Genomic DNA, 23,160 nt, shown 5'->3' with positions numbered 1-23,160 from the left:
GGGGCGGCCCCTGCTGCTTCCCATGTACAACACCATCACCTTCGAGAAGGAAGAGCCCATGAGCGAGCGCGTGAACGTGAAGATCCTGTTGCTGGTCGGCGGGGAGGCGGAGGTTGTGGCAGATGCGCCGGATGCGGATGTGCCGGCCCGGTACGCGGCGTCGCTGATCGCGGAGGAGGTCGGTGTGCCGGCCTCGGAGTTGCCGGGGATGCGGCTGTCGGCGGTGGTCGGTGCGGATGACCGGCTGTCGGGGTGGCGGCGGAGGTAGCTGACGGGAGTGGCCCCAGCCCGGTCGGGTTGGGGCCACTTCTTCACCTATAGGTGTTGCAAAACGATGGCATTCGATGCCATAATGGAGACACAAGGGAACGGGCCGCGAACCCGAACCCGCCACCCAACCGAAAGGTGAGGAAGATGTCCGACCATGAAGACCGGATGATGGGCACGGCGGCCCACCGCCTGACCACCGCCTACGGCGGCCTCGTCGCCTGCTGCGCACAGCTCCCCCTGCCGATCGCCCTGCCCACCGGCGCGGTGACGAACCTGGAGATGATCCCGGCCGTCCGCCGGATCGAGCAACTGGCAGAGGAGCAGCCGATGCCGGAGGCGCAGCAGTCGGCGCTCTACACGGGCGCGATCCTGTGGCTGGCCGCAGCCGACCTCTACCGCCTCCTGGTCGAGGAGGGCTACGTGGAGGCGCGGGCGGCCGGAGTCCTCGGGGTCCTGATGATCGCGCGTGACGCGATCCACGACCTGGGCACCTGGCTCCTGGAGCAGTCCAGCTAGCAGCACCCCGAAGGCCCCTCGGCAGCCAGCCGGGGGGCCTTCCTCTTTCCTCACCCTCTAGTGTTGCAAAACAATGGCGTTACGTGCCATACTTAAGCCACAGGGAAGGGGCCGCGAACCCCGACCCGTCACCCACAACAGAAGGGACGGACCCCATGTCCGACTTCGAGGAGTTGGCGAACCGCAAGGTCTCCGCCCACCTCTCCGCCACCTACAGCGCGATGGTCGCGGTCTGCCTCGCCCTGCCCCTCCCGGTGACCCTGCCGACCGGCACGGTCAGCAACCTGGAGGGCGTCCCGGCGGTCCGGCGGCTGATGGAGCTCACGCTCGACCAGCCGATGCCCGAGACGATGAAGGCGCACGTCTTCGCTGCCGCAGCCTTCTGGCTCGGTGCGATGGACTGCTACGGCCTCCTGATCCGCGAGGAGGAGTGGCAGGTCTCCCGGGCCCACTCGGCCGCCGCGAACCTGCTGATGGCTGATGGCCACCTGGAGGACCTGGCGGCCTGGCTGGCCGATCAGGAGTAACCGGCGCAACGAAGCCCCCCCGACAGCCAGTCGGGGGGGCTTCCCCATTCCCCCGCCTGAGGGTGTTGCAAAAGAATGGAGTTAGGTGTCATACTGGAGACACAAGGAAGGGGCCGCGAACCCCGACCGCCACCCAACCGAAAGGATGGACAATGTCCGACTTCGAAGACGAGACCAAGCGCCACCTCTCCAGCCTGATCGCCCACTCCTACAGCGACCTCGTCGTCGTCTGCGCGGGCCTCCCGATCTCCATCACACTCCCCGCCCCCAGCGGGCAGGAGATCATCCTGTCCGACGCGATCCCCGCCATCCGCCGGGCCATGGCCCTGATCGAGGAGCAGCCGCTCCCCGAGGGCCCGAAGGACACGTTCGTCGCAGCCTGCTGCTACTGGCTGGCGGCCGTGGACGTCTTCACGCTGCTGGTGGTGAACGGCTACGACACCGCCCGCGCCCTCAGCGCCGCGACCGTCCTGGATGACGCGGACAGGAAGCTGGCCGAGATCACCACCTGGCTGGCCGACCGCTGGCTGGAGGAGAACGACAAGTAGATCGGATCGGGCCCCCGGCAGCCAGCCGGGGGCCTCCCCTTTCCCCTCCTCACGGGTGTTGTAAAATGATGGCGTTGGTGTCATACTGGAGACACAAGGAAGGGGCCGCGAACCCCAACCAACACCCACCACAGGAAGGCGGACCACATGTCCGACCACCCGGAAGCCCGCACCGACGACCTGATGCGGCGACTCGCCCACTTCGCCCACGGCATCGACATCGCAATGGCCGCCCTGCCCATCCCGATCGCCCTCCCGAAGGGCGAGATCAGCCTCATCGGCGACTACCTCCCCGCCATCATCCGGGCGTACGAGATCGTCGACGAGCAGCCCCTCCCCGAGGTGCAGCAGGCCGCCGCCGTGACGTCACTGCTCCACTGGATCACCGCCGCCGAGCTCGCCCTCGGCTACGCGCTCTCCGGAGCCGAGCACCGGGCCGACGCAGCAGTCCTCAACTGCCTGCTCGGCGAGCAGATCCTCGCGGACCTCATGGAGGCCCTGGTCGACCCCGAGGGCACCGAGCCCCCGCAGGACTGACCACCCCGCCGCCCCGGCACCCAGCCGGGGCGGCACCCCGAACCACCCCCGGAAACGACAAAGACCGGCAGGCCCGAGCCGAAGCCCAGACACCCCGAAGGGTGCTCGCGAAAACCTGCCGGTCGCACCCAGCCAGAAAGGCCGGACCACCATGGTAGCCACCCCGCCCGCCGACGGAGAGACCCTCCGCGAGATCGCCGCCCGCTACGGCCGCTCCCACGCCACCATCGCCAACGTCTGGAGCCAGCACCCGGACTGGCCCGCCCACACGGGCAAGCGCGGGCGCGCGTACGTCTACGACCCGGTTGAGGTTGATCACGTTGTCGAGAAGCACTTCGCGCGCCCCCTGAACTTCGAGCCGCGCCGCCTCTACACCGCCCGCGAGATCGCCGAGCTGGCGGGCATCACGGCCGCCACGATCCGCGCCGACGTGTCCAAGGGTCGGTGGCCGGCACCCGACGACACCGACGGGCCGGCCAACCGGTGGCGTGGGGCCACCGTCACCGCCGCCCTCGCAGGCCGCCAGGTCTACCGGCGGGGCTGAGAGCGCTTCGGGACTGCACCACCATCCCCGAAACGTATTGCTATGCCATACGGCCTAGGCCGGGTACCCTCACTGTCAGTGGGGTGACATATTCTCACTCCCGGGAAAATGCAGAGGCCCCAACCCCTGCCAGGGTTGGGACCTCCGTTGCAGTTCACGAGCCCGGTCGCTGTCTTGGAGACCGGGCTCGCTGCGTGTGCAGGTGGCCCCGTCGCGCCGGAGGTCGTGCGTGAACGCTCGGTGATGCCGAACGACTGCTACTTCACGAGAGCGATGATCGCCAACAGGACGCTTGCCACGGCCACCCAGAACTGCGCATGCTCAGCGCTCGTCCACTTCGGGCCGGGCTTTTCCAGCTCGGAACTCACTCTCACCTCCCATTCATCCGACCGGCACCCGTGCGGCACCGGAAGCTAAGAACCCAGGCCCATAGGACGCGAGTTCAGGGATTCCTGAGAGGCATGAGGGAGTTTACGCGGTTCGCGTGACTCGCAGTAGCCCCTGCCCTGCCGAGAGCACCCCCCCTCGTTGACCAGCGGATATGCAGCTTCCCTGTTGGCCCCGCCCTTCGATCCGTCGACCTCACCGGGGAACCACCCCCCGAGGTTCCCGGCGTCTGGGCCAAGATCTGCGCAGGGCGTTGAGTCATCGCCGCTTGCGCATCCGCGGCGAATGGCGCATCCTGTCCGCAAGTCCGGCGTGCCCGGACATATAGGCCCGCCACTGCGCGGGCCTTCGCGTTTCCTCCACGCGGTGGCCACCGTTCCGCCATGCTGGTCCCTCGATCGCACCTGTCCTGGGGGGACCATGCGCACCCGCACCACCGCCGCCGTCACCGGCGTCGCTCTCCTGCTCACCCTCGTCGCCTGCGGCCCCACCGACGAGCCGACCACCGAGTCGAAGCCGTCCGCGCCGACCAGCAGCCAGCCCGCCGGCCTCACCGCGAAGAAGGCAGCAGCTGGCCTCGCGGACGCCACCGGGGTGAAGACCCTCGGTGACCCGCAGGACAACACGGCTGGCTGCTCCCAGAAGGCCGCGGGTGAAGAGCCGCACCCGAACGACTGCACGGCGCTGATCACCACCGACACCGTCAGCGTCTACGAGTTCGGGACGCCGAAGGTCGCCGCGCACTGGGTGAAGGAGATGCCGAAGGACGCGGACTGGCGGCAGGTTGGCCGGTTCGCCCTGGCCTTCGGCGCGCGGGACCAGGCGCTCACCTCCGACGAGCGGCGCGACGAGCTGGAGCAGGCGCTCGGCGACCTGGTCGCGAAGGACAAGTAGCCGCCCCAGACCGGCCCGACTGCGCCCGTGCGCGGCCGGGCCTCCGCGCGCCCGGGGGTGACCATGGCGAAGGCCAACCCCGTCACCGACCAGGAACGCGAGCGCATCCGCGAGCTGCACGCCGAGGGCAAGGGCCGCAACGCCATCGCCAAGGAGCTCGGCCGCTCCGGGCGCACGATCAGCGAAGAGGCCGGGAAGCTAGGCATCTCCTTCGCCGCCCGTGCCGGGCAGGTCGCCGCCGCCACCGAAGTGCGTCAGGCAGACCTCGCGGACCGCCGGGCCCGGCTCGCCGAGCAGCTCCAGGACGACGCCGAGCGCATGCGAGCCCAGCTCTGGGTACCGACCACGGTCTGGTCGTTCGGCGGCAAGGAGAACACGTACGAGGACCACGTGTTCCCCGAGGCTCCCGCCGACGTGAAGCGGACCCTGATGTCCGCCGTCGGAATCGCCGTGGACCGGTCCCTGAAGCTCGTGCCTCCGAAGGACGAGTCCGGCGTCGAAGAGGGCCTGGCCCTCATCACACAGCTGATGTCCGGACTGACGACGGTCTACCAGGCCCAGCAGCAGGACCAGGAGGCCGACGAGGGGGCGTGATGCTCCAGAACGTCGACCTGCCCCTGTCCCGGAAGCAGATCGCTTCGATCGTCGAGTGCACGGCGCGCATCAACATCTGGCACGGGGCCATCAGGAGCGGCAAGACGATCGCCTCGTTGATCGCGTTGCTCGCCGCTGTCGCCGCCGCCCCGCGCGCCGGCCTCATCCTGATCACCGGGCGGACGCTCGACACGATCGGCCGGAACATCATGGAGCCGCTCGTCGACCCCGGCCTGTTCGGCGAGCTGTCGAAGCTGATCGTCTGGACTCCGGGCGCGAAGACCGCGGTCATCCTCGGCCGGACGGTGCACCTGATCGGCGCGAACGACCGCCGATCGGAGGCCAAGATCCGAGGGGCCACCGTCAGCCTCGTCTACTGCGACGAGGTGTCGCTCCTCCCGAAGGACTTCTTCCGCCAGCTCCTCGGCCGACTGTCCGTCAAGGGCGCGAAGCTGATGGGCACCACGAACCCGGACAACCCGGGGCACTGGCTGAAGAAGGAGTACCTCGACCGCGCGGGTGAACTGAACCTTCGCAGCTGGCACTTCAACTTGGACGACAACCCGTCCCTGGACACGGACTATGTCGCCTCGCTGAAGAAGGAGTACGTCGGCCTCTGGTACCGGCGCTTCATCCTCGGTGCCTGGGTGCAGTCCGAGGGCGCGGTCTACGAGATGTTCGACCCGACCCGGCACGTCGTCTCGGAGCTCCCGAGGATCGACCGCTGGTTGGCGGATGGCATCGACTACGGCACCGTGAACCCCTTCGCGGACGTCCTCGTCGGGCTCGGTACGGACCGGCGGCTGTACGTGGTCGGGGAGTACCGGCACGACTCCCGGCTTGCCCGCCGGCAGATGACCGACGCCGAGTACAGCCGGGCCCGCCGCACGTGGCTGGCGAGCGTCCGGCACCCGCACTCGACCGCCGTGGGGGTCACCCCGGAGTGGACGGTCGTCGACCCGTCCGCGTCCAGCTTCATCGAGCAGCTGCACCGCGACGGGGTCACCGGCGTGACGCACGCCGACAACGCCGTCCTCGACGGCATCCGCACCATCAGCTCTCTTCTCGGCACCGGCGATCTCCTCATCCACGAGTCCGCGACCGGCCTGGTCGAGGAGCTGCCCGGCTACTCCTGGGACGACACCGCCGCCGAGGCAGGCGAGGACAAGCCGATCAAGGAGAACGACCACAGCTGCGACGCGCTCCGGTACGGCGTCCGTACGACCGAGGCTCTGTGGCGCCCGTACATCCCGACCCGCCTGGAGGTGGCCGCGTGAAGATCGAAGTCGTCTTCCGTACTGCGGGCCAGGCGGACGCAGTGGTCGGTGAAGCCGAGGGCGAGACGTTCGCCGAGATGCAGGCGGAACTGCCCGTCCTGCTCCGGGCGCTGGCAACCGAGATCGAAGGCCGCGACCACGCTGGGGAGGTGCCGAATGCCGCTGCCCACGGGTAACGTCCCCTGGCCCCCGCCAAAGCTGTCGCCCGCGCTGTCGTCGATGAACACCTGGGACACCTGGTGGGCAGGCGACCCGGACCGTCTGGAGTCCCTGTACGGAGGCGGCTCCGGGGCCGGGACGCCGGATCCGAAGCGTCTCCAGTACGCCTCCGGGGCTATCGGCCGGATCGCCCGCTGGTGGTGGGGGACCCCGACCGCGCAGGGCGAACGGCGTACAAAGATCCACGTGCCGATCGCGGGCGACATCTGCGCCGGATCGGCGGACCTGCTGTTCTCCGAGCCGCCCCAGTTCACCGTCGAGAACGCGGCGACACAGGAGCGCCTGGACGCGCTGACCGACGACGGGATGCTGGCCACGCTCCAAACCGCTGCTGAGGTCGGGGCCGCACTCGGCGGCGTCTATCTCCGCCCGGTCTACGACAAGCAGCTCGCGGATCACCCCTGGCTGGACGCCGTGCACGCCGACGCCGCGTTGCCCGAGTTCCGGTGGGGCAAGCTGGCCGCCGTCACCTTCTGGAAGGTCGTACGGGAGCAGGACGGGCAGGTCTGGCGACACCTGGAGCGCCATGAATCCGAGGGCATCCAGCACGGCTTGTACCAGGGCACGTCAGGAAGGCTCGGCCACCCGGTCCCGCTGGAGGAGAGCGAGGCGACCCGCGGCTTCGCGGCCGCCGTGAACGCGGCGGGGATCATCGAGACGGGCTTTAAGGGCCTCGACGTTTCGTACATCCCGAACCAGGCCAGCAGGCGCTGGCGAAAGGACGGGTACCTTCGGGACTTCGGCCGGTCCGACCTCGACGGCGTCGAGTCGCTGATGGACCAGCTCGACGAGACGTACGCCAGCTGGATGCGGGACATCCGCATCGGCAAGGGCCGCCTCGTCGTCCCCGACTCCTACCTCCAGTCCAACGGCCCCGGCCGGGGCGCGTCGTGGAATCCGGACCAGGAGGCGTTCGCTGGGGTCAACGCGCTCGCGCGCGGCGACGGCATGGCCCTCACGGTCTCCCAGTTCGCGATCCGCGTGCAGGAGCACCGGGACACCTCGGAGGACCTGATCAACCAGATCCTCCGGTCGTGCGGCTACTCGGCACAGACCTTCGGGATCGGCGCGGACGTCGCCGTGACGGCCACTGAGGTCGTCTCGAAGGAGCGTAGAAGCATGACCACCCGGGGGAAGAAGATCCTCCGCGTCCGCCCCGGACTGGCCAACGCCGTGCACGCACTCCTCGCGGTCGACCAGTACGTATTCGGCACCAAGGGCGTCCCGACGAGGCCGAACGTCGAGTTCCAGGACGGCGTCCAGGAGGACCCGCTCGCCCTCGCCAACACGGCGGACATCCTGCGCCGGGCGAACGCGGCCTCGACCGACACCCTCGTCCGCATGACCCACCCCGAGTGGGACGACCCGATGGTGGCCGCCGAGGTCGAGCGCATCCACCAGGAAGGCGGCATGGCCGTGCCGGACCCGATGCAGTCCGGCGCCCTGCCGTAGGAGGCCCCGATGCCCGTGTCCCCCGCGCTCGCCGAGGACCTCGCGGCGGCCATCGCCGACCTGTACGAAACTGCGCAGGGCACGATCATCGAGCGCATCCGCGACGCCTTGGCCGCCGACATCGAGTCGCCCCTGTGGCTGGAGCTCAAGGCCCGCTCACTCGGCGACCTTCAGGCCGCGGTCCAGGCTGTCATCGACGCGCTCCAGCTCGATGCGTCCGGGGCGATCCAGCAAGCCGTCGCGGAGGCGTACGCGCGGGGTCAGCAGGCGGCTGTGGCGGAGCTCGGCGCGCTCGCCGTCGGCCAGGCCGCGGCCGCCGCCTCCGCAGTGCCGGCGGCCGCCGCAGTCGACCGCCTGGCCAACGCGCTCATCGCCGACACCGGGCCCGTGCACCTGCGGATCCTCCGGCAGACCATGGACGTTTATCGGGAGGTCGTCGCCTACGCCTCGTCGGCTCCGCTGCTCGGGGCGCAAACCCGCCGCCAGGCCGCGCAGACCGCCCTCGACCGCTTCACCGCACGCGGCGTCACCGGGTTCATCGACCGCGCCGGCCGCTCGTGGGACATGCGGTCGTACGTCGAGATGGCCACCCGCAGCGTCGTCGGCCGTGCGGCGGTCGACGCGCACACCGACCGCCTTGGCGCGGCCGGGGTCGAGCTGGTGATGATCTCGGAGGCTCCGGAGGAGTGCCCGCTGTGCCGCCGCTGGGAGGGGAAGATCCTCGCCCGTGACGGTGCCCCGGGCGAGCGCGACGTCGAGCTGGAGCACGCGACGGAGGACGGCCGGATGGTGACCGTGTCGGTCGCCGGGTCGCTCCCGGAGGCACGTGCCGCCGGGTTGTTCCATCCGAACTGCCGGCACGACGTGCGCGCGTACCTGCCAGGGCTGACGAAGCAGCAGCCGAAGCCGCCTTCGCGCGGGACGTACGAGGACACACAGCGGCAGCGCTACTACGAGCGGCAGATCCGCCGGTGGAAGCGCGAGGCCGCAGGCGCGATGGACGAGCACAAGGCGACGGCCGCGCGTGCGAAGGTCCGCGCCTACCAGGCCCGCATCCGGGACCTGGTAGACGAGACCGGGCTACCCCGTAAGCGTCACCGCGAACAGCTTGCGGCGTCCCGCTAGGAGTCCTGCAAGAGAATCCCGTTGGGCACGAGATCACCCTGCCGTAGGTTCGCGGCGATCTCTCGTACTCCCTTCACGAACCCCGTTTGCTCGGGGTTGTGACGGCCCACGTCGTTGCGCTCCATGTTCTCGACCCAACTGTCAATCCAGTGGGCGATTTCCAGGTGGTTGCGGTAGATCGCGCCGTGCTCCCCAGTGAGGGTGTGTTCCGCACGCCCTTCGTCCCAGTGGGACAGGCGTTCCTTGTCGAAGTTGAGCAACTGCTCGTCACTTATTGCCATGGGGCACGTTAACCCCGCCTCATAGCCCATGTCTTCCGTCCGCTAGAAGCGGTCCGGACCGCAGTACAGCCCCGCCGGGCGCGGGGCCTCCAACTACGCGCACCAGGAGTGCACGATGCAGCAGGGAACCCTTGCCCGTCACCGGCCCGGGTGGTCACACCCCTACGGCACCGGCCCTTTCGGCCCGTTCCTCTACGCCGACGGCGGGGACGGAGACGACTCCGGCTCCGGCAACGACGACACCGGCGATGAGGGCGATGACGCAGGCGACCAGGACGACGAGGACACCGGCGGGACCGGTGACGACGACGGCCCGGACGACGACGCGGCGAAGGGCGAGAAGCCGAAGCCGAAGGCACCCGCGAAGAAGCCCGGCGACGAAAGTCCCGAGGCAACGATCGCGCGGCTCCAGAAGGAGCTGAAGGCGGCCAACGGCGAGTCGGCGAAGGCCCGTACGACAGCGAAGAAGGCGGCCGCCGACGAGGCCCGCACGGAGATCGTGCAGGAGCTCGGCAAGGCGCTCGGCCTGATCAAGGACGAGAAGGACACCCCGCCGGACGCGGCCGCCCTGACGGCCAAGATCGAGCAGGCCACCGCCGCGCACCGTGAGACCGCGGTCGAGCTGGCGGTGTACCGGGGCGCGGGCAAGCACGGGGCAGACCCCGACGCACTCACCGACTCCCGAGCGTTCCTGAACTCGATCAAGGGCCTCGACCCCTCCGACGAGGGCTTCGGCAAGGCCGTGTCCGCGGCCATCAAGAAGGCCGTCGAGGACAACCCGAAGCTCAAGGTCGGAACGCCGGCCCCCGACAGCTCCGCTGGCGACTTCGGCGGCGGAACTGGGGACGGCGACGGCTCCGACCCCACCGATATCGACGAGATCCGGAAGGCGCGCCGCAAGCGCCGCACCGGCTAAGAAGGGACACACCTCATGGCCAATCAGTTCCTGACCGCGCAGGTCATCGCGCGCCAGGCCCTCGCCAACCTGTACGAGACCACCGTCATGGCGTCGCTCGTGCACCGGGACTACGAGCCGGAGTTCGCGCGCAAGCAGGGCGACGCGATCACCATCCGGAAGCCCGCCGTCTTCGAGGCCCACGAGTACAACCGGCAGCAGGGCATCATCGTCCAGGAGGCGACGGAGACCAGCGTCAACATGACGCTGAACCACTTCGCCGACGTGAGCTTCGCCGTCACGTCCGAGGACATGACGCTGAAGATCGAGGACTTTGACGAGCAGCTCCTCACCCCGGCCATGGAGGCGATCTCCCAGAAGATCGACAACGACCTGCTCCTCCTGCGGGACGACATCGTCCAGGAGGTCGGCGGCGTCGCCGAGAACGTCGCGGGCGAGGACTACAACTACCCGGGCGGCCTCTACCCGTACAGCGACTCCCGCGTCCTGGTCGAGGCCGGAGCACTCCTGAGCCGGAAGAACGTGCCGCTCTCGCAGCGCAGCGTCGTCGTCGGCCCGACCACCCAGGCCCGCTGGACCGCCGAGAAGACCTGGCGGCAGGCGGACAAGCGCGGCTCCACGGAGGGGCTGCTGGAGGCGTCGATGGGCGGCCGCGTATCCGGCTTCGACCCGTACATGACCCAGAACGTCGGCCAGCCGGCGCAGTCTCCGGCCCCGGGCCAGCCGACCACCGAGGTCAACCTCGCTTTCCACCGGACCGCGTTCGCGCTCGCGTTCCGCCCGCTGGAGCTCCCCAAGGGTGCGCAGAACGCCGCGATCATGAACTACAAGGGCTTCGCCCTGCGCGTGATCTACGGCTACGACCAGGACAAGAAGCAGGACGTCGTCAGCATCGACACCCTGTACGGCGCCAAGACCCTCGACGCCAACCGCGCCGTGCTCATCAAGGGTGCCGACGCCGCCTGATCTTCGGCGCGTCACGCGCCACTGACCCAGCAGGGCCCGCCGGTGCGGGCCCTTTCGCATTCCCAGGAAGGGATTCCACATGGGCTACAAGGTCCACACCGTGGACGGTCGCGCGGGCGAGGTCGACACCTCGACGGCCCGCACGTACAGCAAGAGCGTCCGTGTTGCCTCCTCGGCGGCCGGCACGTACCAGCTGTGCAAGGTCCCGGCCGGAGCGGTGATCATCGCCGTCCGTGCCTACCGGACCGGCGGGACGTCCGGCACCGTCCAGGTCAAGAAGGGCACCAGCGACGTGCTCGCGTCGCCGATGGCCACCACGACCGACGCCTGGGCGGGAAGCACCACCGTCCAGAACGCCACCTGCGCGGCCGGTGACAACCTGTCCGTCGTTCTCGGCACCCCCGGGGGCTCCCCGACCGAGACCCTGGTTCAGGTCGACCTGCGAACGGCGGTACCGGCAGCATGACCACCTACTTCAACGAGCGGACCGGCGACCGGGTCGAGATGGACGGCCGGTCCGCCCGACTCGATTCGCTGCCCAACTGGAAGCGGCTCGGCGACGACGAGCCGAACCCGCCCGTGGTCGCCGACGGCATCCTGTCCCGTCCCTCCCTGGCCGGGCCTCGGGCCGAGCGGGGCCCCGGCCAGGTTCTCGTCGAGACGACGCCCCCGGCGGCTCACGAGGTGCCGACGCAGGACACGCCGCCGGTCGAGCTGACTCCGGTCAGCCAGGCCCCGGTGGGCGAGCCCCGCCAGCCGGCCAAGAACGCCAGCCGTGCCGACTGGCAGGCGTACGCCCACACGCGCGCCAAGGACTCCAACGAGGAGGCCGAGATCGAGGGCCTCACCCGCGACGAGCTCGCGGCCCGGTACGGGGGCGATAGCTGATGCCGCTGTCCGGAACGATGCTCGCGGTGTCCGCCTTCGCCGAGCAGGTCACCGCCATCGACCTCGGGACCAGCCGGGCGCCCCAGTCGCTGTCCCGGTCCATGTCCCTGGCGAGCGGCACAGGAGCGGGCAAGGCCGACAGGGTGTTCTCCGATCGGCGCACGCTGGCCGCGTCGGGGACCGAGGACCTCGACCTGGCGGGCGTCCTCATCGACGCGTTCGGCGCGACGATCACCTTCGCCCGGATTAAGGGCTTGGTGATCGCGGCGGCGGCCGGGAACACGAACAACGTGGTCGTCGGCGCTGCGTCCAGCAACCCGTGGGCCACGTTGCTCGGCGCGACGCACACGCTGACCGTCCGCCCGGGCGGGTTCGTTGCCGTCGGGACCGGGGTGGCCGACGCGATCGGCTACGCGGTCACCGCGTCGACCGGCGACCTGCTGAAGATCGCCAACTCCGGCGCGGGGTCGGCGGTCACCTACGACATCCACATCATCGGCGCGTCCGCGTAGCCGACCTGGACCATCCCGTGGGTGCGGTGGTGGAGGCGTGGGCGGTCGGAGCCTGGCCGCGCGACGGAGTGCTGTGGTGGGCGCTCTCGCACGGCCGACGGGGTTCCGGCCGCCCGCGCCACTGAACAGGAGGACTCGATGCCCGATGTGGGAGACCTCGTCACGGCTCGGCTGGAGGTCGGCGAGCACGACGAGACGACGGCGGTGACGCTGGTCGTGGCCGCGCCGGACGGCACGGTATCCACACCTGTGGTCACGCCTGTGGATGACGGCGCGGCGTGGACCGCGCCGGTGGTCTACACGGCGGCCGGGGTGTGGCGGCTGTCGTGGTCGATCACCGGCACCGGCGCGGGCGTCGAGCACGAGCTCGTGTCCATCGCTCCCGCCCCGGGCGCGCGCGGGGACGGCCGGGTGTACGCCACGACGACCGATCTCGCCAACGCCCTCGGACAGGCGCCGCCGCTGGGCGCTCAGCGGCTGCTCGAACGGGCGTCGCAGCTCCTCGACAGCGACTTTCTGCTCACCGCGATCTACGAGGTGGACAGCGACGGGATGCCGACACACCCCCTCGTCGCCGCCGGATTCCGGGACGCGGTGTGCAGCCAGGTGGAGTTCTGGGGCGAGGTCGGCGAGGAGACCGACATCTCCGGCCCTCTCCAGGGAGCCCAGATCGGCAGCGTGAACCTCCAGTTCGGCGCGGGCGACAACCGTGCGAGCCCGTCCTACTACGCGCCCAAGCTCCTCCGGGCGCTCCAGCTCATCCCCTCGCAACACATCCGCTTCACGGCTCTGGCGAGCTGCTGATGGCCATCCCGCGCCGCTTCCTGCGGCATCAGATCGTCGTCGAGCCGTATGCAGGCCGGACCAGCACGGGCCCGCTGTACGGCCCCCCGGTCGAGGTGCGGTGCCTCTTGGACCAGAAAACGCGGAACGTACGGACACCCCAGGGGGACGTCGTCGTCTCCTCGTCGACCGCGTACGCCTCCCCGGGCACCACGGCCCCGCCGCTGTCCCGGGTCACGCTCCCCGGCGGACGCCAGACCCGGGTCATCCAGGACGCGCCCCGGGACAGCGGCGGCCTCGGCACCCCCGACCACGTGGAAATCCAGCTCGAGTAGGGAGGCCGCCGCATGCCCGCGCGCTACAGACTCCGCTTCAACGGCGACCAGGTGGTGCGCGCGCTCCGGCCCGCCGCCGCCCGCGGTGCGTTCCTCGCCGCGGAGTACGTCCTCGGCGAGACCCAGGCCGTCGTCCCGCTCGACGAGGCCGCCCTGTCCCGGTCCGGGACTGCGTCAGTCGACGAGGCGACGCTGACTTCCGCCGTCAGCTACGACACCCCGTACGCGGTCCGGCAGCACGAGGAGCTGGACTTCCAGCACGCGCCCGGGCGCCAGGCGAAGTACGTAGAGGAGCCGCTGAACCAGGCCCGGCAGCAGGTGGCCGCGATCGTCGCGGCCGAGCTCCGGCGGACGCTGCGATGACGTACACCGTGGACCTCCTGCAGGGCCTGGCCGAGCTGATGGCCGGCGGGGGCCTTGGGGTCTACCGGCCCGACGCCCCGATCCGGCCGGGTGAGACTCCGATCATCCTGGGGGCGATGCCCGAGGAGCCCGCCCGGGTGTACGCGCTAACGCCGTACCCGGTCGAGGACACCGACACCACGGACGCGATCACGGCCGTGCAGATCCGGTACCGGGCCGGCCCGGACCTCCGCGAGGTCTGGGCCCTCGCGGACGGCGCCTTCCGGCTGCTGCACGAGCGGCGCAGCTACCGGCTCCGCAGCGTCTACGTGGCCCTGTCCTGGCGCGAGTCCGCCGGGCCCATGGGCCAGGACACCCACGGTCGGCACGAGCTGACCAGCAACTTCTACTTCCGGACCACCCGGCCCCTTCTGAACGACTAGGAGATCGCGCATGTCGACACCCACCCCGGAGACCGCTCTCGCCCGCCGGTGGCGCTGGCAGCTCAACATGGGCACCGCCGAGGCCCCGGAATGGACGACGGTGATGGGCGTCACCGACTTCAAGCCGCCGATGCCCGACCCCAACATCGAGGACAGCAGCGACTACGAGTCGGAGGGCTGGAACGGCAACACCAAGACGGCCCAGTCCTGGGAGTTGACCACGACCCTGAACCGCAAGGTCAACGACCAGGTCAGGACGTACCACCCGACCCACGAGAAGCTGCGCCTCGCGGCCTTCGAGTTCGGCTCCGGCTCGAAGGTCCACAGCCGTTGGTTCGACCGCGAGGGCTACCCCGAGGCGTACGAGGGGACGGGCATCGTGAAGTGGGAGGAGTCCGGCGGCGAGCACACCGCGCTGGGCCAGGTGGAGATCACCATCACCGGCGACGGCAAGATCACTCCGATCACGAACCCGATCGCCTGATGGGCGCCGGCGAGTTCGAGGCGCTCGACGCCTTCCTCGACGACGTCCTGGAGCTCCCGGTCACGGGCAAGGACGGTGTCGAGCGGGTCTACCGGATCGAGGACCCGGCGGCCGTGGACGGCGTGAAGATCGAGAAGATCACGACGTTGGCCGCCCGGATGGTCGCGGGCGGGGCCCCGGTCGAGTCCCAGGCCCTGGACGACCAGGAGGAGCTGGACCTCTACAAGATGTGCCTCGGCGACCAGTACGACGTCCTCCTGACGGACCTCCGCTGGTCCCGCTTCAAGCACGTCGCGATCACCGCGATGATGTGGATCACCGTGGATCGTGAGACCGCCGCCCAGTACTGGAAGACCGGGGCGCAGCCGGGAAAACCGAATCGCGCGGCACGGCGGAAGTCGGGCGCGCGCGCCTCCTCGGCAAAGGGTGCGGCGAGTACGACGAAGCCACCGGCCTCTACGAGTGGTACGAAGACGGCATCCCGGCCCAAAAAGCCCAAAAAGGCGGCGGCCCGCAGCTGACCTGGGCGGGGCTGCTGGAGCAATGGGCCCTGATCGAGGCCGACTTCCAGCAAACGTACGGGATCGACCTCGACACCCCCGGTCTCATGCGGGCGCGCAGCTGGCGCTGGCTGAAGACCCGCATCTACGGGCTCCTCTCTGCGGAGACCAGGATCAACCGGCACTTCGCGCCTCCTGAGCGCAGCAAGTAAGGGGGCCACCGTGGCGTTGACCGTCGGCGAGCTGGTGGGATTCATCCGGCTCGACGACGGCGAGGTGCGCCCTGCCCTTCGCCGGGCGGAGGGCGACCTCAACGCGTCCGGGCAGCGGATGGCAGACGACGCCGAGCAGGCCGGGCAGCAGGCGGGCCAGGCCCTCGGCGACGGCTTCACCCGGGCCGCCGACGGCAGCATCCGGGACGCCCGGGGCCGCTTCGTCTCCGCTGCCCGCCGGTCCGGTGACGCTGCCGGGGATGCCCTCGGCGACGCGCTCCGCGACGGGGCCCGAGATGGGGCCGACGACGCGGTCCAGGCTGCCGAGGGCGGTCTCTCCCGGCTCCAGACCATCGCTGCTGGCGCGGGCGTCGCGGCCGGGGCCGCCCTCGTGGTCGGGATCACCGACTACCTGGAGCAGTCCCAGATCCTGGGGACGCTGGAGGGGCAGATCGGCGGCACGCCCGCGGTCGCGCAGAAGTACGGCAAGGCTGCGGGCCGGCTCTTCGCCTCGGCGATGGTCGAGGACTTCCAGACCGCCGCCGACACCATGGCCGCGATCGCTCAGAACGGGTTGATCCCGACCGGCGCGACCGAGCGCCAGCTCGACGCGCTCGGTATCCGGATCGCGACGACCGGGCGGATCCTCGGCGAGGAGGTCGCGCACGTCTCTACGACCGTCGGGAAGATGGTCAAGACGGGGATGGCACGTGACGCCGAAGAGGCGATGGACATTCTCGTCAAGGCCCAGCAGAAGGGCCTGAATGCGAGCGAGGATCTCCTCGATACGTTCGATGAGTACAGCACCCAATTTCGCAAGGTCGGAATTGATGGACCGATGGCAATGGGGCTTGTTTCGCAGGCTCTCGCCGGGGGTGCACGCGACACGGATATCGCGGCTGACGCAATCAAGGAATTCTCGCTCCTGTCCATCGACGGCAGCGAAGCGGCGGCCGAGGCGTACAAGGCGCTCGGCCTCGACGCCGACAAGATGATCAAGATCCTTGCTGCTGGCGGCCCCAAGGCCACCAAGGCGATGGACACGATCTTCGACAAGATCCGCGGACTCGACGACCCCGTCAAGAAGAACACCGTCGCCATCGGGCTCTTCGGCACCAAATTCGAGGACCTTGGTGGCGCTTTCGACACCATGGACCCGTCAAAGGCGGCCGCGAAATTCGGTACCTTTTCCGGGGCGGTCGACAAGGCCGGGAACTCGATTCAGGAGTCCGCCGGTGTGCGCGTCGAGGCTTTCAAGCGCGGTGTGACGCAGGGCATCGTGAATGTCCTGGGCGCCCAGGTAATTCCGGCCCTGATGCGGTTTGGGCAGTGGGCGCAGAAGAACGGCGTCACCCTGCGCATCGTCGCCGGTGTTGTCGCGGGTGTGCTCGTGCCGGCGTTGGTCCTGATGGGCGTGGCCGCGACGGTGCGGGGCGCGCAGGTGGTGGCCGGGTGGGTCATGTCCGGTGTCGCCGCGCTGCGGTCGGCCGGAACGCAGATCGCCGCGGCCGGCCGTGTGGCCGGCGCGTGGCTGCTGATGGCGGGCCGCGCGGTGCTCAACGGGGCCCGGGTGGCGGCCGGGTGGTTGATGGCCGGTGCGGGGGCGGCTGCGTCGGCGGCCGGTCAGGTGGCTGCGGGTGCGCGCGTGGTCGGGGCCTGGCTGCTGATGGGCGTGCAGTCCCTACTCCAGGGCGCCCGGATGGCTGCCGCGTGGGTGATCGCGATGGGCCCGGTCGGCTGGGTGATCGCCGCGATCGTCGGGCTCGGTGTCCTGATCTGGAAGAACTGGGACAAGATCGTCAAGTGGACTACCCAGGCGTGGGGGTGGATCTGGGACAAGATCAAGGGCATCGCCTCGGCCATCATCGGCTTCTTCCTCCGGTGGAACATCGTCTCGATCTTCTTGCGGCACTGGGACCGCATCAAATCCGGCGCCACAGCCAAAGCGGTCCAGCTCATCCAATGGGCCTCCGGCCTGCCTGGACGCATCAGTGCGGGCCTCGGAAGCCTGGGCTCGCTGCTGCTGGAGAAGGGCCGCAACGTCGTCCAGGGCCTGTGGTCGGGAATCCAGGCAATGGGCGGCTGGATCAAGGCCAAGATCATGGGCTGGGCGCGGAGCGTCATCCCCGGGCCGATCGCGAAGGCTTTGGGGATCGCGAGCCCCTCGAAGGTGACGAAGGCGCAGGGGCGGTGGATCGCCCGCGGCCTGGTCGACGGACTCACCGGCTCCGCGAAGCAGGTCCGGGCGGCGGCCGCGAAGCTCGCGGACATCGTCACCGACAGCCTCCGCCCGGGGAAGACCAGGTCGAAGGCGCTCGGCCGGATCAGCTCCGACAGCAAGAAGCTGGTGAAGCTGGCCAACCGCGAGCTAGTGGTAGCGGGGCGGCTGAAGACCGCGCAGAAGAAGCTCGCCGACCAGATCAAGGCCCGCGACACCCTCGCCGCCGATGTGCGGAAGGGCGTCCTCGAAGCCGGGAACATCGTGGGGGACGGCGGGCCGACCAGCGCCGACCAGATCATCCAGACGCTCGACGCCCAGGCATCCCGGGCCCGGACCTTCGAGGCGCACCTGGCGGCGCTCCGCAAGAAGGGGCTCAGGGCCGACCTGATCTCGCAGATCGCGCAGGCCGGGGTCGAGCAGGGCGCGTCGGCGGCCGCCGCTCTGGCTACGGCGTCGCAGGCGCAGATCAAGCAGGCCAACGCGAATCAGGCGGCGCTCGTCAGGGCGGCGGGGCGCGCGGGGGCGACCGCGGGCGACGCGATGTACGGCGCGGGCATTCAGGCCGGCCAGGGTCTCGTCCGTGGGCTCCAGCGGGAGCAGGCGGCGATCGAACGGCAGATGCTGAAAATCGCTACCGGCATGCAGCGGGCGATCCGGCGGGCGCTCGGCATCAAGAGCCCGTCTCGGGTGATGGCGGCGATCGGGAAGTACATCCCGCGCGGCCTGGTCGCGGGCATCGACGGCGAGCGTGGCCTGGTCGACCGGTCGATGGCTGGCCTGGTCGACCCGGACGCGGTGATCACGCCGGCGGGTGCGGGCTCGTACGGCGGCGGCTTCAGCTCCGGCTCACGGGGTTCGGCGGCTCCGACCGTGATCGAGATCCGGTCCGACGGGTCCCGTCGCTCGGACTGGCTCGTCGAGGAGTTGCGCAGCTCCGTGCAGGCGAAGGGCGGGGACGTGCAACTCGTCCTCGGCGGAAGGAGGTAGGCGATGGCCTTCCCCGAGGATCCGCTCGGGCTCCGCGCGGAGCTCCGGATCGGGACCACCTGGGTGGACGTGACGAAGCGCGCGTACACGCGGGACCCGATCCGGACGGTGGCGGGGATGAGCGCGCAGGGCACCGGGGTGGACCCGGCGTCCCTGTCCCTCACCCTCAACAACAAGGATGGCGTCTTCAGCCCGAGGAACCCTCTGTCGCCGTACTACGGCAAGCTCGGTCGGAACACACCGGTCAGGATCTCGGTGCCGGGCGGGGAGACCTACCTGTCGCTGGACGGGGCCCCCGGTGCCCGTGCCGTCACGGCGGGCACCGGCCTCCCGGCCGGGTCGACTGACCTCGACCTGCGAGTCGAGCTCACCCCCGAGACCTGGTCGCCGGCCGATGCGACAGAACTGCTCAGCCGGTGGGACCCGGCCCCGGGGCGCTCCTGGGTCCTCGTCGTGCAGGCGAAGACCGGGCGCCTGCAAGTGAACTGGTCGCCGAACGGCACCGACAGCAGTGGGGCGGTGTCGCCGGCACTGGAGCTCCAGCCGGGCGAGCGGGCCGCGGCTCGCGTCACCCTGGACGTGGACAACGGGTCGGGCAGCCATGTGATCACCTGGTACAAGGCGCCGACCCTGGCGGGCCCGTGGACTCAGCTCGGGTCGCCGACCGTGCGGTCCGGCACCACGTCGACATATGCGTCCTCGACGCCGCTCTCGATCGGCGATATCCCGACCACGTCGTGGATCGGGATGCCGGGCCGGGTGCACGGCGCGGAGATCCGGGCCGGCATCGGCGGGCCCGTGGCGGCCAAGGTCGACTGGGCGACAGCACCGGCTGGCGCGACGTCGCACACGGACGCCACCGGCCGAGTGTGGGCTCTCGAAGGCGACGCGAAGATCACCACCCAGGAGCCCATCGGCGTCGGCGAAATCGCGTCCTGGCCATCCCGGTGGGCCCCGTCCGGTCAGGACGCCTGGGTGCCTGTCGAGGGCGCGGGGATTCTGCGGCGGATGCAGCAGGGCCGGAAGGCGCTCAACTCGACTCTGCGACGGCGCATTCCGAGTGGGGCGCCGGTGGCGTACTGGCCGATGGAGGAGGGCGACAGCGCGACCCAGGCGTACAGCCCGGTCCCTCGGTGCGCGCCTCTCGTCGCGCCGGGGCTGGACTGGGCGTCGGCCGACACGCTGCCGGGCTCGTCCCCGTTGCCGACTATCACGGCGGGGGCCACGCTGAAGGCGTCCGTGCCCGCGTACCCCGCCAGCACCTCCTGGCAGCTGGAGTTCGTGTACTTCCGGGCCGTGGAGCCGACGCTCCTGATGCCCATCCTGGAGCTGGCCACTGGGGTGTCTCCGTGGCCTCGCCTCTCGGTGCGGATCGGCCCCGGCGGCGGGGTCACCATCATGGGGACCAGTGCCGACGGCGAAAGCTCTTCGGCGCTACTGACTGGCGGTTCAGGCCCGGTCGCAGGTCAGTGGAATCGCTTCCGGCTGACGCTGACGCAGGACGGAACCCTGGTCCGGATCTCCGTCCTGATCCTCCCGATCGGCGGGTCCGGAGGCGTCTGGAACCAGTCATTCACCGGCACTGTGGGCCCTCTGCGAGGGATCAGCGGGTCCTACACCTCCGTCCTGGAGGCGACGGCGATCGGGCACCTCTCGGTCTTCAGCAGTACCGGCGTGCAGGTGATGGACTACGCCGACCACGGGTACAACCGGGAGACCGCGGGTGCCCGAGCGGTCCGGCTCGCGACCGAGGAGGGGGTGCAGCTGGCCGTCCTGGGCGACCCGGCTGATAGCGCGCTGATGGGTCCGCAGCGTCCACAGACCCTGGTGGAGCTGCTGCACGAATGCGCGGAGGCCGACGGCGGAATCCTCATGGAACGGCCGGACGCCTTGGGGCTGGTCTACCGGACACGGGCCTCGCTCTACAACCAGTCGCCGAAGCTCGTGCTGCCGTACGGGGCAATCGCTCCGTCCCTGGAGCCGGTCGAGGACGACCAGGCCGTACGGAACGACGTCACGGCCAGCCGGCGCGGGGGCGGGTCAGGGCGCGCGGTCGTCGAAACCGGTCCACTCTCGGTCCTGCCGTCCGAGCAGGGTGGCGTGGGCGTCTACGACGAGTCCGTCGAGCTGAATCTCGCGGACGACGCGCAGGCACAGCCGATGGCGTCGTGGCTCGCGCACCTCGGCACGGTGGACGAGGCCCGCTACCCGAGCATCAAGGTGAACCTGCATAAGCACCCGGAGCTGATCCCAGCTGCGCTTCGCCTCCGGATCGGAGACCTCGTACGGCTGACCGGACTGCCCCTGTGGGTGGGTGAGTCGACGACAGATCTGCACGTGATGCAGATCCAGCACGAACCACGCCCGCGCGCGTGGACGGTCACCCTGGTCTGCACCCCGGCGAGCCCGTACCGGGTCGGCGTGGTCGGCGATACGGTGCACGGGCGGGTGGACACGTCCGGTACTGTCCTGGCCGCCCCGGTGACGGAGGGCGCTACGGCGTGGCCGATCACCGTGACGGCCGGCCGCGCCTGGATCACGACCGCGGAGTACCCGAGCGACTTCCCGTTCGACGTGAAGGCCGGCGGCGAGGTCGCCACCTGCACCGCGATCACTGGGCAGGCCGAGGACGATTTCACCGGCCGGACCGTATCGGCCGGGTGGGGCACGGCACCCAGTGGCCAACCGTGGACGCTCCTCGGCGGCGTCCCCGGCGACTACGCCGTGTCCGGCGGGGTCGGCCAGCACTCCATGACCCCCCGGGACACCATCCGGCACACCCTCGCCAGCGCGTCAGCAGCCGACCAAGACCTCCGGTTCGACTGGTCGCTGAACTCGTTGCCGGTGGGGGACTCCGCATACATCTTCCCCATGGTCCGGGCGAGCGGGGCCACCAGCATGTACTTCGGTCGGGTGCAGGTAGCGGCATCGGGGGCTATGACGCTGACGCTCCGGAAACGCGTCGGGGGCGAAACCCAGCTGGGGTCGGCCTACGCGACGGGGCTCACGTATGCGCCTGGTGCCTGGTACACCGTCCGCCTGTCCATCATCGGCAGCACCCTGGCCATGAAGATGTGGCTGAGAGGGACGGCGGAGCCGACCGGGTGGCAGCTGTCCGTGACGGACAGTGATCTCACTGCTCCAGGGTCCGTAGGGTGTCGGTCCCTGCTCGGCAGCGCCGCCACGACCGCCTCGCTGACGGCGAGCTTCGACAACCTGCACTGCGGCCCACAGCAGATGACCGTGGCCCGAGCCGTCAACGGCATCCGCAAGGGGCACTCGTCCGGGACTGACGTGAGGCTCGCCCACCCCACCATCGTCGCCCTATGAGGAGGAGCGCATGCTCTGGCAGCCCGGCATGAGGATCACCGACTCACGTCTGAACGACTTCACGCCCGTGCCCTTGACCAGCGTGGCGACGCCCGCGGCCGGCTTCACCGTGTCGACCTTCAGCGGGCGGCGGGCGGGTGGAGTCACGGAGTGGACGCTGATCCTCATCCGGTCGGGCGCCTCCCTCGGCGCGGCCGACTCAGCGGGGAACATCGGCGACATCGCCTGCGCCACGCTGCCGCCGGACTGCCGTCCTGCCGACATGTATGTGACCAGCTTCGACAAGGCGGGGACCGCCTCCGGCTCGGTCCGGATCTTGCCAAGCGGGGTCTGCACCCTGACCAGCATGGACCCCACCAGCAGCATCGCGTCTGGCGCCAGCGTGAACTTCGCCGGGACCTTCGTCACAGGCTGACCGTCTCTGCCCCCCGCCCCACGCCCCACGCCGCCCCGGCCTGGGGCTTCTTCATGCCTTGGAGGCACCCATGGACACCACCGGCAGACACCCGAGCACCGCCCAGGCGGTCCGCGGCCTCGCTTACGACCACCTCCCCGCTCACCTCCAGGAGGTGAGCAAGCCCTTCCACGACCTTGGGCAGCAGCTCCTCGACAGGCTTCCCGACGACCCGGAGCTGAGCGCGGCCCTGCGGAAGCTTCGGGAGGCGAAGGACTGCGCGGTCCTCTTGGCCGTGATCTCGGAATCCGATGAGGGGAGCAGATGATGTCCGTGCCGCTGTCCGCCGACAAGCTGCTCAAGGCGCTCCGTGACGAGGGGCTCCACGTCGTCGAGCATCGGAGCTGGCGCACCAACAATCGGAATCACAAGGGGCCGTGGGGTCCGACGCATGGGGTGATGATCCACCACACCGTGACCTCGGGCACCTCGTCCTCCGTCGAGCTCTGCTACAACGGCCACTCCGCCCTGCCCGGCCCGCTCTGCCACGGCGTGATCGCCAAGGACGGCACGGTCCACCTCGTCGGGAACGGCCGGGCCAACCACGCCGGACTCGGCGACGACGACGTCCTGCGCGCCGTCATCGCGGAGAAGGCGCTGCCTCCGGACAACGAGG

General features: G+C 70.0%; 29 protein-coding genes. 28 read left to right on the top strand and 1 reads right to left on the bottom strand.

Annotation, left to right across the window (positions count from 1 at the left end):
- Positions 1-22 precede the first annotated feature (22 nt).
- From IF19_RS0131375 to IF19_RS0131315, 12 genes are all read left to right on the top strand, one after another.
- Positions 23-268, top strand: coding sequence for a hypothetical protein (locus tag IF19_RS0131375; RefSeq protein ID WP_234313281.1), 246 nt, complete (start codon positions 23-25; stop codon positions 266-268).
- 146 nt (positions 269-414) lie between these two features.
- A complete protein-coding gene (locus IF19_RS0131370; RefSeq protein WP_030114479.1) occupies positions 415-786 on the top strand; it encodes a hypothetical protein in 372 nt (123 codons plus the stop codon).
- Between the two features lie 155 nt (positions 787-941).
- Positions 942-1,313: a hypothetical protein gene (locus IF19_RS01000000135125; protein WP_032747595.1), complete on the top strand. Its 372-nt coding sequence runs from the start codon at positions 942-944 to the stop codon at positions 1,311-1,313.
- Positions 1,314-1,465: 152 nt separating this feature from the next.
- Positions 1,466-1,861, top strand: a complete 396-nt coding sequence (locus IF19_RS0131360; protein WP_050494025.1) for a hypothetical protein — start codon at positions 1,466-1,468, stop codon at positions 1,859-1,861.
- Between the two features lie 147 nt (positions 1,862-2,008).
- Positions 2,009-2,398 carry a hypothetical protein gene (locus tag IF19_RS0131355; RefSeq protein WP_030114481.1) on the top strand — a complete coding sequence of 130 codons (390 nt, stop codon included), beginning with the start codon at positions 2,009-2,011 and terminating at the stop codon, positions 2,396-2,398.
- Positions 2,399-2,549: 151 nt separating this feature from the next.
- On the top strand, positions 2,550-2,942 hold the full coding sequence (locus tag IF19_RS0131350; RefSeq protein WP_030114482.1) for a helix-turn-helix transcriptional regulator: 393 nt from the start codon (positions 2,550-2,552) through the stop codon (positions 2,940-2,942).
- Positions 2,943-3,749: 807 nt separating this feature from the next.
- A complete protein-coding gene (locus IF19_RS0131340; RefSeq protein WP_030114483.1) occupies positions 3,750-4,223 on the top strand; it encodes a hypothetical protein in 474 nt (157 codons plus the stop codon).
- 63 nt (positions 4,224-4,286) lie between these two features.
- Positions 4,287-4,817: a helix-turn-helix domain-containing protein gene (locus IF19_RS0131335; protein ID WP_050494036.1), complete on the top strand. Its 531-nt coding sequence runs from the start codon at positions 4,287-4,289 to the stop codon at positions 4,815-4,817.
- Entirely contained in the window at positions 4,817-6,094 is a 1,278-nt protein-coding gene (locus IF19_RS0131330; RefSeq protein ID WP_030114485.1) for a PBSX family phage terminase large subunit, read from the top strand. Before IF19_RS0131335 ends, IF19_RS0131330 begins: the two co-directional genes overlap by 1 nt.
- The gene (locus tag IF19_RS0131325) at positions 6,091-6,270 is read left to right on the top strand and encodes a hypothetical protein (RefSeq protein ID WP_030114486.1); all 180 of its coding nucleotides are present in this window, start codon (positions 6,091-6,093) and stop codon (positions 6,268-6,270) included. Before IF19_RS0131330 ends, IF19_RS0131325 begins: the two co-directional genes overlap by 4 nt.
- Complete coding sequence (locus IF19_RS0131320) at positions 6,251-7,765, top strand: phage portal protein (RefSeq protein WP_030114487.1); 1,515 nt, start codon at positions 6,251-6,253, stop codon at positions 7,763-7,765. The genes IF19_RS0131325 and IF19_RS0131320 overlap by 20 nt, the downstream gene beginning before the upstream one ends.
- Before the next feature lie 9 nt (positions 7,766-7,774).
- The gene (locus IF19_RS0131315) at positions 7,775-8,890 is read left to right on the top strand and encodes a phage minor capsid protein (RefSeq protein ID WP_030276529.1); all 1,116 of its coding nucleotides are present in this window, start codon (positions 7,775-7,777) and stop codon (positions 8,888-8,890) included.
- Here the strand turns inward: IF19_RS0131315 and IF19_RS0131310 are convergent.
- Positions 8,887-9,171, bottom strand: coding sequence for a hypothetical protein (locus IF19_RS0131310; protein ID WP_030114490.1), 285 nt, complete (start codon positions 9,169-9,171; stop codon positions 8,887-8,889). The genes IF19_RS0131315 and IF19_RS0131310 overlap by 4 nt on opposite strands.
- A 115-nt stretch (positions 9,172-9,286) precedes the next feature.
- Here IF19_RS0131310 and IF19_RS0131305 point away from each other — a divergent pair, with 115 nt between their 5' ends.
- The 16 genes from IF19_RS0131305 to IF19_RS0131230 all read left to right on the top strand — a co-directional run.
- Positions 9,287-10,087, top strand: coding sequence for a hypothetical protein (locus IF19_RS0131305; RefSeq protein WP_030114491.1), 801 nt, complete (start codon positions 9,287-9,289; stop codon positions 10,085-10,087).
- A 15-nt stretch (positions 10,088-10,102) separates the two neighbouring features.
- Positions 10,103-11,053, top strand: a complete 951-nt coding sequence (locus IF19_RS0131300; RefSeq protein WP_030114492.1) for a P22 phage major capsid protein family protein — start codon at positions 10,103-10,105, stop codon at positions 11,051-11,053.
- Positions 11,054-11,132: 79 nt separating this feature from the next.
- Positions 11,133-11,519 carry a hypothetical protein gene (locus IF19_RS0131295; RefSeq protein ID WP_030114493.1) on the top strand — a complete coding sequence of 129 codons (387 nt, stop codon included), beginning with the start codon at positions 11,133-11,135 and terminating at the stop codon, positions 11,517-11,519.
- Positions 11,516-11,941, top strand: coding sequence for a hypothetical protein (locus tag IF19_RS0131290; RefSeq protein WP_030276526.1), 426 nt, complete (start codon positions 11,516-11,518; stop codon positions 11,939-11,941). The genes IF19_RS0131295 and IF19_RS0131290 overlap by 4 nt, the downstream gene beginning before the upstream one ends.
- A complete protein-coding gene (locus IF19_RS0131285) occupies positions 11,941-12,453 on the top strand; it encodes a hypothetical protein (RefSeq protein WP_050494024.1) in 513 nt (170 codons plus the stop codon). Before IF19_RS0131290 ends, IF19_RS0131285 begins: the two co-directional genes overlap by 1 nt.
- 138 nt (positions 12,454-12,591) lie before the next feature.
- Positions 12,592-13,257, top strand: coding sequence for a hypothetical protein (locus tag IF19_RS0131280; RefSeq protein ID WP_050494022.1), 666 nt, complete (start codon positions 12,592-12,594; stop codon positions 13,255-13,257).
- Positions 13,258-13,364: 107 nt separating this feature from the next.
- Complete coding sequence (locus IF19_RS0131275) at positions 13,365-13,571, top strand: hypothetical protein (protein WP_234313280.1); 207 nt, start codon at positions 13,365-13,367, stop codon at positions 13,569-13,571.
- Between the two features lie 12 nt (positions 13,572-13,583).
- Entirely contained in the window at positions 13,584-13,934 is a 351-nt protein-coding gene (locus IF19_RS0131270) for a hypothetical protein (protein WP_030114498.1), read from the top strand.
- The gene (locus IF19_RS0131265; protein ID WP_030114499.1) at positions 13,931-14,356 is read left to right on the top strand and encodes a minor capsid protein; all 426 of its coding nucleotides are present in this window, start codon (positions 13,931-13,933) and stop codon (positions 14,354-14,356) included. Before IF19_RS0131270 ends, IF19_RS0131265 begins: the two co-directional genes overlap by 4 nt.
- Before the next feature lie 10 nt (positions 14,357-14,366).
- Positions 14,367-14,840 (top strand): phage tail tube protein, encoded by a 474-nt coding sequence (locus tag IF19_RS0131260; RefSeq protein WP_030114500.1) that lies wholly within the window; start codon positions 14,367-14,369, stop codon positions 14,838-14,840.
- On the top strand, positions 14,840-15,361 hold the full coding sequence (locus tag IF19_RS0131255) for a DUF7426 family protein (protein WP_030114501.1): 522 nt from the start codon (positions 14,840-14,842) through the stop codon (positions 15,359-15,361). Before IF19_RS0131260 ends, IF19_RS0131255 begins: the two co-directional genes overlap by 1 nt.
- Before the next feature lie 201 nt (positions 15,362-15,562).
- Positions 15,563-18,760, top strand: coding sequence for a phage tail tape measure protein (locus tag IF19_RS1000000138755; RefSeq protein WP_030276523.1), 3,198 nt, complete (start codon positions 15,563-15,565; stop codon positions 18,758-18,760).
- A gap of 3 nt (positions 18,761-18,763) precedes the next feature.
- Positions 18,764-22,090 (top strand): hypothetical protein, encoded by a 3,327-nt coding sequence (locus IF19_RS0131245; RefSeq protein WP_050494021.1) that lies wholly within the window; start codon positions 18,764-18,766, stop codon positions 22,088-22,090.
- Positions 22,091-22,100: 10 nt separating this feature from the next.
- Positions 22,101-22,505, top strand: coding sequence for a hypothetical protein (locus IF19_RS0131240; RefSeq protein ID WP_030114505.1), 405 nt, complete (start codon positions 22,101-22,103; stop codon positions 22,503-22,505).
- A gap of 70 nt (positions 22,506-22,575) precedes the next feature.
- The gene (locus IF19_RS01000000135120) at positions 22,576-22,812 is read left to right on the top strand and encodes a hypothetical protein (RefSeq protein ID WP_030114506.1); all 237 of its coding nucleotides are present in this window, start codon (positions 22,576-22,578) and stop codon (positions 22,810-22,812) included.
- Positions 22,812-23,160: peptidoglycan recognition protein family protein (locus IF19_RS0131230; RefSeq protein ID WP_030290222.1), on the top strand; the 349-nt coding region annotated here is incomplete at its 3' end. The genes IF19_RS01000000135120 and IF19_RS0131230, both read left to right, overlap by 1 nt.

The organism is Streptomyces californicus (genome assembly GCF_000717645.1).
Classification (GTDB): Bacteria; Actinomycetota; Actinomycetes; order Streptomycetales; family Streptomycetaceae; genus Streptomyces; species Streptomyces californicus.
Note: the sequence above shows the minus strand (reverse complement) of the source record. Positions and strands in the feature narration are given on the sequence as shown.

Coding starts and splice junctions, on each gene's coding strand:
- IF19_RS0131295 (WP_030114493.1), top strand. CDS start 11,133: ATGGGCTACAAGGTCCACACCGTGGACGGTCGCGCGGGCGAGGTCGAC.
- IF19_RS0131290 (WP_030276526.1), top strand. CDS start 11,516: ATGACCACCTACTTCAACGAGCGGACCGGCGACCGGGTCGAGATGGAC.
- IF19_RS0131285 (WP_050494024.1), top strand. CDS start 11,941: ATGCCGCTGTCCGGAACGATGCTCGCGGTGTCCGCCTTCGCCGAGCAG.
- IF19_RS01000000135120 (WP_030114506.1), top strand. CDS start 22,576: ATGGACACCACCGGCAGACACCCGAGCACCGCCCAGGCGGTCCGCGGC.
- IF19_RS0131360 (WP_050494025.1), top strand. CDS start 1,466: ATGTCCGACTTCGAAGACGAGACCAAGCGCCACCTCTCCAGCCTGATC.
- IF19_RS0131280 (WP_050494022.1), top strand. CDS start 12,592: ATGCCCGATGTGGGAGACCTCGTCACGGCTCGGCTGGAGGTCGGCGAG.
- IF19_RS0131330 (WP_030114485.1), top strand. CDS start 4,817: ATGCTCCAGAACGTCGACCTGCCCCTGTCCCGGAAGCAGATCGCTTCG.
- IF19_RS0131340 (WP_030114483.1), top strand. CDS start 3,750: ATGCGCACCCGCACCACCGCCGCCGTCACCGGCGTCGCTCTCCTGCTC.
- IF19_RS0131335 (WP_050494036.1), top strand. CDS start 4,287: ATGGCGAAGGCCAACCCCGTCACCGACCAGGAACGCGAGCGCATCCGC.
- IF19_RS0131315 (WP_030276529.1), top strand. CDS start 7,775: ATGCCCGTGTCCCCCGCGCTCGCCGAGGACCTCGCGGCGGCCATCGCC.
- IF19_RS0131355 (WP_030114481.1), top strand. CDS start 2,009: ATGTCCGACCACCCGGAAGCCCGCACCGACGACCTGATGCGGCGACTC.
- IF19_RS0131255 (WP_030114501.1), top strand. CDS start 14,840: ATGGGCGCCGGCGAGTTCGAGGCGCTCGACGCCTTCCTCGACGACGTC.
- IF19_RS01000000135125 (WP_032747595.1), top strand. CDS start 942: ATGTCCGACTTCGAGGAGTTGGCGAACCGCAAGGTCTCCGCCCACCTC.
- IF19_RS0131375 (WP_234313281.1), top strand. CDS start 23: ATGTACAACACCATCACCTTCGAGAAGGAAGAGCCCATGAGCGAGCGC.
- IF19_RS0131270 (WP_030114498.1), top strand. CDS start 13,584: ATGCCCGCGCGCTACAGACTCCGCTTCAACGGCGACCAGGTGGTGCGC.
- IF19_RS0131310 (WP_030114490.1), bottom strand. CDS start 9,171: ATGGCAATAAGTGACGAGCAGTTGCTCAACTTCGACAAGGAACGCCTG.
- IF19_RS0131245 (WP_050494021.1), top strand. CDS start 18,764: ATGGCCTTCCCCGAGGATCCGCTCGGGCTCCGCGCGGAGCTCCGGATC.
- IF19_RS0131305 (WP_030114491.1), top strand. CDS start 9,287: ATGCAGCAGGGAACCCTTGCCCGTCACCGGCCCGGGTGGTCACACCCC.
- IF19_RS0131370 (WP_030114479.1), top strand. CDS start 415: ATGTCCGACCATGAAGACCGGATGATGGGCACGGCGGCCCACCGCCTG.
- IF19_RS0131260 (WP_030114500.1), top strand. CDS start 14,367: ATGTCGACACCCACCCCGGAGACCGCTCTCGCCCGCCGGTGGCGCTGG.
- IF19_RS0131265 (WP_030114499.1), top strand. CDS start 13,931: ATGACGTACACCGTGGACCTCCTGCAGGGCCTGGCCGAGCTGATGGCC.
- IF19_RS0131320 (WP_030114487.1), top strand. CDS start 6,251: ATGCCGCTGCCCACGGGTAACGTCCCCTGGCCCCCGCCAAAGCTGTCG.
- IF19_RS0131240 (WP_030114505.1), top strand. CDS start 22,101: ATGCTCTGGCAGCCCGGCATGAGGATCACCGACTCACGTCTGAACGAC.
- IF19_RS0131300 (WP_030114492.1), top strand. CDS start 10,103: ATGGCCAATCAGTTCCTGACCGCGCAGGTCATCGCGCGCCAGGCCCTC.
- IF19_RS0131350 (WP_030114482.1), top strand. CDS start 2,550: ATGGTAGCCACCCCGCCCGCCGACGGAGAGACCCTCCGCGAGATCGCC.